Source organism: Gordonibacter sp. (assembly GCF_036667095.1).
Classification (GTDB): domain Bacteria; phylum Actinomycetota; class Coriobacteriia; order Coriobacteriales; family Eggerthellaceae; genus Gordonibacter.
In genome coordinates, this window is sequence record NZ_JAVWUP010000147.1 from 2,159 (window position 1) to 6,243 (window position 4,085).

5 protein-coding genes and 1 pseudogene are annotated in these 4,085 nt (G+C 59.5%); 3 read left to right on the top strand and 3 right to left on the bottom strand.

Annotation, left to right across the window (positions count from 1 at the left end; all coding sequences use genetic code 11):
* The 3 genes from RR842_RS10970 to RR842_RS10980 form a co-directional block, all read right to left on the bottom strand.
* Window positions 1–214 (bottom strand): MetQ/NlpA family ABC transporter substrate-binding protein (locus tag RR842_RS10970; protein WP_332729751.1); only part of this gene is annotated, 214 nt, incomplete at its 3' end.
* Between the two features lie 72 nt (window positions 215–286).
* On the bottom strand, window positions 287–901 hold the full coding sequence (locus tag RR842_RS10975) for a methionine ABC transporter permease (RefSeq protein ID WP_332729752.1): 615 nt from the start codon (window positions 899–901) through the stop codon (window positions 287–289).
* A gap of 1 nt (window position 902) precedes the next feature.
* Window positions 903–1,835, bottom strand: a complete 933-nt coding sequence (locus tag RR842_RS10980) for an ATP-binding cassette domain-containing protein (RefSeq protein WP_332518240.1) — start codon at window positions 1,833–1,835, stop codon at window positions 903–905.
* Between the two features lie 489 nt (window positions 1,836–2,324).
* On the opposite strand from RR842_RS10980, the gene RR842_RS10985 reads away from it, so the two are divergent.
* The 3 genes and pseudogenes from RR842_RS10985 to RR842_RS10995 form a co-directional block, all read left to right on the top strand.
* Window positions 2,325–2,690 carry an Hpt domain-containing protein gene (locus tag RR842_RS10985; RefSeq protein WP_332513739.1) on the top strand — a complete coding sequence of 122 codons (366 nt, stop codon included), beginning with the start codon at window positions 2,325–2,327 and terminating at the stop codon, window positions 2,688–2,690.
* 71 nt (window positions 2,691–2,761) lie between these two features.
* Window positions 2,762–3,256, top strand: coding sequence for a universal stress protein (locus RR842_RS10990; protein WP_332513737.1), 495 nt, complete (start codon window positions 2,762–2,764; stop codon window positions 3,254–3,256).
* Between the two features lie 203 nt (window positions 3,257–3,459).
* A pseudogene (locus tag RR842_RS10995) lies at window positions 3,460–4,085 on the top strand (hypothetical protein); the annotation flags it as partial.

The window sequence follows — 4,085 nt, forward strand, 5'->3', positions numbered from 1 at the left end:
CGATGTCGTTCTTCGTAGCCTCAAGGCCGGTGCCGTCCTTGAGCTTGATGAGGCCCTGATCCTGCAGCAGCAGCAGAGCACGCGCCTCGTTCGTCGGATCGGACGGCACGGCGATCTTCGCGCCCGCCGCGCCTCCGCAGCCGGCGAGGGCCGCCAGCGCTGCGCCCGCAATTGCCACCGTGGCAACCGCTTTCAGTACGGTTTTCGCTTTCATGGTAAGTTCCTTCCTCTTGTTTCTCTTCAAATGACGCATAAGTCATGGGTTGCAGTTTTTGCAGGCGACGTGCTATTTGCGTTTGTCCACCTTGCGCGCCACCATCACCTCAGGCTGATAGTGCTGGTAGCCGTAGCGAATGGCGATATCGCCCAAGCCGCCGGCGCCCACCGTACCCGCCATAGCCACGTAGCCGAACAGCGTGATGAAGGTGATGGACGCACCACGGATAAGCGACGGCAGGCTCTCGCGCAAGAACACCTTGCGCACGATCTGCCAGACGCTGGCACCGAAGCTCTGCGCCGCCTCCACCAGGCCCCCGTCCACCTCGGCCAGGCTTTGTTCGACCATGCGCCCCACGAACGGCGCAGCTGCCGCCACCAGCGGCACCACGGCACCGGGAACGCCCAGCGACGTGCCCACAATGAGGCGCGTCAACGGGATAAGCGCCACCAGCAGGATGATAAACGGGATGGAGCGCCCGACGTTTACGATCCAGCCCAGCACCGTGCTGAGAGCGCGGTGAGGACGCAGGCCGCCAGGGGCCGTCACCACCAAGGCCACGCCCAGCGGCACGCCGATGACGTAGGCGAACAGCGTAGCGACCACCGTCATGACCAGCGTGTCGAGCGTGCCTTGCGCCAGCAGCAACCCGTATTGGTCGAAGAACGAAGCGAGGAAGTCCATGCTACCTCACCTGCCCGTCGATGCGCACCACCGGGTTCGTCGACGAATCGATCGCGTCCTTGAGCACAGCCGCCGCCGGATCGCCAAGGCGCTTGTTCGCGCGATCCGCCTCGGGCACCCTCCATGCGCCTGGCTCCCCGGACAGGGTGTCGTAGGCGATGAGCTCGCGAGTCACCGGGCTTTGCGGGCTCGAGAACACATCTGCAGTAAAGCCCTCCTCCACGATGCGCCCTTCGTCGATGACCGCGATGCGGTTGCAAATCTTTTGCGCCACGGCCAGTGAGTGCGTGATAACCACCATGGTGACGCCCAGTTCCTCGTTGATGTCTTTCAACAGGCTCAAAATCGACACCGTCGTGCGCGTGTCGAGCGCACTGGTGGCCTCGTCGCAGAGCATCACCTTCGGATTGTTCGCGAGCGCGCGGGCAATGGCCACGCGCTGCTGCTGGCCACCGGAAAGCTGGCTCGGATAACGGTCGGCCTTATCGGACAGCCCCACCAACTCCAGCAATTCGCCGGCGCGCTTTTCCGCAGCATCCTTCCTCTCACCACGTCCTCCAGGAGAGTCTGCTGTGCGGCGCCCCCCAAGGGGATTTGCTGCGCGGCAAAGCTCCAGGGGAAACATCACGTTGCCCAGCACCGTGCGCTGCTGGAACAAGCTGAAGTTCTGGAAGATCATGCCGATGGAAGCGCGCAGCTCTAAAAGGTCCTTCCCCGCGAGGTTCGTCACGTCGCGGCCGTCGATGGCAATGCGTCCGCCCGTGGGGCGCTCGAGCAGGTTGATGCAGCGCACCAGCGTGGACTTCCCCGCCCCGGACGCACCGATGATACCGAAGACGTCGCCGTCCTCGATGGTCAGACTCACATCGCGCAGCGCATGGTGGGCGTTTTCGGTAGCGCCGTAGGTTTTTTGCAGATGTTCAAGCTGGATCATGGTGTTCTCGATCTAATCGTTCGTACAGGATTGCGGTCCACCGGCAAAGGCGAGGCCGCACGGAAGCTATGCCTGAGCGTCGGCGTACGAGCCGACCGACCCAGGCTTGGGCATCATCATATCCCCGGTATGTACGAAAAGAGAAGCCATAAGTGAGTATCTTACGGGATGAGCGCCGCCTGTCAAGACTTCCAGCGCACGATGCTTATGCGAATATGCCATGATTGGCTATCTATTATAGAGATAGCATAGATCTCTGTTCATCATTGAGCAGGGTCGAGGCCCATCGCTGCTCGCCACGGGAAGAGCCTGGCACCCACCTGGGCCGACCGATGGCGGACACGGCGGTGCGTAGGTTATAAGGTAACGACCATATGACGGACGGAGAGTGCGGCATCTCCTTTCCGCACCCTCGAGGTTATACTTAGTTACTCGTTCGTCTTCGTCGACGGCATGGGACACGCGAGAAAAGTGGAGGGAGGTAGCTTGATGAGCACCGCGAACAACCCTGTAGAAGCGCTGGCAAAAGGCGGCATCGACTACGCCGAGGCAATGGATCGATTCGGCGGCAACGATGCGCTTTACCGCCGGCTCGCAGTGAAGTTTCTCGACGATCGGCATTTCGAGGCACTTGAGAAGGCGTTGGAATCTGGCGATGCCGCGCAGGCGTTTCGTGAGGCGCATTCTCTCAAGGGCATTGTCGGAAACCTCTCGTTCACCGACCTATACCGTATATCCTGCCACATCAGCGATGCGCTGCGGGACGGCAACATCGTTGCAGCACAGGAGATCATGGCCCCACTTCGGGAAGCCCGCGTTTCCGTGGTAGAGGTGCTCGAAGGATTTTCCGCATAGTCGCCGCAGGACCTGTTCCTGCGATATAAATGTTTCGTTATCCTATCAGGTATTTTATGGAGGTGGCAGCGATGAAGTTCTCTAACATCCTCGTTCCGTTCGACAAGTCCGAGCATGCCGTGCATGCACTTGGAGTCGCTCGCGGCCTGGCAGAAGAGGATCCGGCCATCGGACTGCATGTCGTAGACATCATCTACGTGTCGGAGATGCCGCCGTCGCTAGGGCTGGATGCCAACCCCTACGAGAGCATGCCTCCACTGGCAGTCGATCCCGACCTGTACTGCAAACTTGTCGATGCCGCCCTCGCGCGCGAGAAAGAAGGCATGGACAAGGCCATCGGATCACTGCTCGACGGCCTGCCGAACCCCGTGAGCGTGCAGGCCGTGAATGCCGTGTCTATCGTGGACGGCATTACCGACTACGCGCACGAGTATGGCTGCGACCTCATCATCATGGGATCGCGCGGCTTGGGGCTTTTACGCGGCATGCTGGGCAGCGTCAGCTACGGCGTGCTGCGGTCATCTGAAATCCCCGTGCTTATCGCGAAGGAGCCGGAGGAGAAGTAAGCGCTTCGGGGCTGGCACACGCCCCAAGCTTTCTAATAGGCTGTCGAAAACGTCGAATGGCGGCAACCCTTGAGGCTGCCGCCATTCGATTTCTTGCATGCTCGATTCCGCTCTCAAAACTTCCGGTAGGCTTGCCTTGCCCCCCCCCCCGAACCACACTCCTTCTCACCCTTTGGTAAGTTGAATTCTTAAACACAACACCGGTGGTGCGGATCAACTTGCGAATCAACCCGACCAACCTTCCCTATCCTTTCTTGTGGAACGACAGGGTTTCACGGTACGTATTGGTGCGCACTTGCTATAATGGCTCGGTTATGGAAACGAATCCCACAGCAAAAGCATCCGGTGGCCGCCAGCGCGCGGCCAAGCATATCGCCATTGTCACCATGGGCGTAAAACTTGGCGACGAAACACGCGGCTATACCCGCTTTCGATTCTTGGCAGAGCTGCTGGTACGCGAGGGCTTTGAGGTTGACCTTATCACTTCATCGTTTCAACATTGGGAAAAGGCGCAGCGAGACCGTACTAAGCCTTGCTACCAAGGGCTTCCCTATCGCATAATATTCATCGAAGAGCCTGGGTACGCACGAAATCTTGATCTGGAACGTATACGCAGCCATCATGCTGCTGCCAAAAATCTGCGTGCTCACTTCGAGCGTACGGCGGGCACTTACGATCTTATCTACGCCGAGATCCCCCCTAACGATGTTGCACGGGTGTGTGCAGAAGCAGCTGAAACACTACATATTCCCTTCGTCGCCGACATCAACGACTTGTGGCCCGAAGCTATGCGCATGGTTGTCAATATTCCCGTAATAAGCGACGTGGC